A 2529-nucleotide genomic window follows, 5' to 3' on the forward strand; every position below is an offset into this window, starting at 1 on the left:
ACACATAAAAATCTTATTTACAAATTGATTGATAACAGAATTACTCGTATTTTTCGGCCCAAAATAGATCGCTTCCTTGCATCTACAAAATTAGGATTATCACTCTATAATCTTATTGCCAACCAACAATCTCCATTAATCCGTCATTATTTGCATAGCCAAAGTTCAAAAAGTCTATATAATTACTCCATCGATTTTAAGAAAGATTTTTTTGTCCTTAATTTTGTTAATGGTAAAGTTAATATTCCTCTTCGTTCAGAACATTCAGGGTTTGACTGGGATGCTGCTTTATCTGTATTGGGGCATGACGTTGAAGTTAAAGAGGTTTACAGAATATATCTTTGTGTTGTTACATCACCTCGTTTTTTTGATATAGGTGCAAATTTTGGAACTCATACAGCGTTATTCCTTGCCAATCAAGCTGAGGTTTATAGTTTTGAACCTTTGCCTCAATGCAAAGCATACTTTTTTGACCTTTGCCAAGTAAATGATTGGGAATATCATAATTGGCATGAAATAGGACTATCTGATAAGGACGGTATTGTTACACTAACTTACCCAAAAGGGCAAGAATGGTTAGCAACAATTGGCACTCCAATTATTCAAAATCAACAAAAGCAAGAGTATTTACAATCTAACGAGATCAAAATCGCCTGTCTGGATAACTTTCAACTTAATTATAAAAACGCTCTCTTAAAGATAGATACAGAAGGGCATGAATTATCAGTTCTTAACGGAGCCTATAAATCAAAGATTAATGAAAGTTTTGGCATCGTGTTTGAGTCTAATGTAACTCAAGATCGTGATCAAATTATGTCGATCGCAAATAAACTTGATTTTTGTATTCTTGAACTAAGACTGACAAAATTGCGTTTATTAAATTCAGACCAATTTATAGCTTCTACTGCAACTAACTTTTTCATGGGGAGTGATCATTCCTGTAAAATATTGATTGAAAATTGGAGATTATAAGTAAAGTCAGAATAACATTTTTGTTGTATTTGATTTCCAAAAAATTAAACCTTTCATTAGCATTTTAACTTAATTAATTTAGTATTTTCCGTGAAAATAATTCACCTCCCCTTCTGTTACTATCCCGATCCCATGGGGGGTACAGAAGTCTATGTCGAAGCCTTAGCCAGAGAATTAACTAAGTTAGGTATTACCAATATTATCTGCGCTCCCAGTGCCACAAATCAAACCTACACCCATAATCAACTATCCATCAGACGCTTTGCCATCAATGAAGAAATCAAGCATCTCAGGGAAATCTATGGAGAAGGAGATAAAAAAGGAGCATTAGAATTTAGTCATATCTTAGACCAAGAAAAACCCGATTTAATTCATCTTCACGCCTTCACCCGTGGAGTTTCTTTAAAACTAGTCCGCATCGCTAAATCAAAAGGTATTCCCGTTATCTTTACCTACCATACCCCTACCGTTAGCTGTCAACGAGGCACATTGTTACAATGGGGTAATCAAATTTGTGATGGAAAAATAGAAATAAATAAATGTACGGCTTGTACTTTACAAGGATTAGGACTTAAATCTTCCTTTGCAAAAGGAATCGCTCACTTACCGAAGTTTATTAGTAAAACTCTAAGTAAAATAAATCTGCGAGGAGGAATCTGGACAGCCTTACAGATGCCTGAATTGGTTAAATTACGTTTTCAGGCTTTTCAATCCCTAATGAATGAAGTGGATCATATCATTGCAGTTTGCGACTGGGTAAAGAGAGTTTTAATAATAAATAATATCCCTGAGAAAAAAATCACCGTTATTCGTCAAGGATTATGCCAAGAATTACCAACCGTAACAAAACAAGTTTTTTTAAAAAATCCATCTGAACCTCTGAGGTTAGTGTTTTTTGGTCGCATTGATAAAACCAAAGGAATTGATATTTTGATTAAAGCATTAGCAGAAAAACCCCAACTTAATGTCACCTTAGATATTTATGGTATTTCTCAAGGAAAATCAGCCTATCAAGAATCTATCAACAGTTTAATAGAGAACGATCGACGTATCACTATCAAAAATCCTGTTCCTGCTTCCCAAGTAGTAGAGACAATGAAAAAATATCATGTTTTAGCCGTACCTTCCCAATGGTTAGAAACTGGTCCGATGGTGATATTAGAAGCCTTCGCTGCTCAAATTCCTGTTATTGGCTCAAATTTAGGCGGAATAGGGGAATTAGTTACCGATAATGTCAATGGTTTATTAGTGGAGGCTAGTTCGGTATCATCTTGGACGAAAGCAATCCAATCCCTTTGTGATAACCCCGAAAAATTAGAGGATTTTCGATCGAGTATTTCTCCGCCGATGATGATGATTAGAGTTGCCGAAAAAATGAATATAATTTATAGTCATATTACCAGTAAATAAAATACAGATAAGATGAAAGCCATAGAAGTAACAGCCACTATTGATGAAAAAGGACAGTTAAATCTTGATCAGAGTTTAGAGGTTACAAAACCTCAACGGGTGCGTGTAATTGTGTTAATGTCTGATATAGATGATCCCGATACTAAT

At 34.7% G+C, this 2529-nt stretch carries 2 protein-coding genes; both read left to right on the forward strand.

From position 1 onward, the window contains the following. Positions 1-972: FkbM family methyltransferase (locus ACN4EE_RS22770; protein WP_431708801.1), on the forward strand; the 972-nt coding region annotated here is incomplete at its 5' end. 90 nt (positions 973-1062) lie between these two features. Beyond that, the gene (locus tag ACN4EE_RS22775; protein WP_431708802.1) at positions 1063-2382 is read left to right on the forward strand and encodes a glycosyltransferase; all 1320 of its coding nucleotides are present in this window, start codon (positions 1063-1065) and stop codon (positions 2380-2382) included. Positions 2383-2529 lie beyond the last annotated feature (147 nt).

The organism is Geminocystis sp. CENA526 (genome assembly GCF_050753365.1).
GTDB lineage: Bacteria > Cyanobacteriota > Cyanobacteriia > Cyanobacteriales > Cyanobacteriaceae > Geminocystis.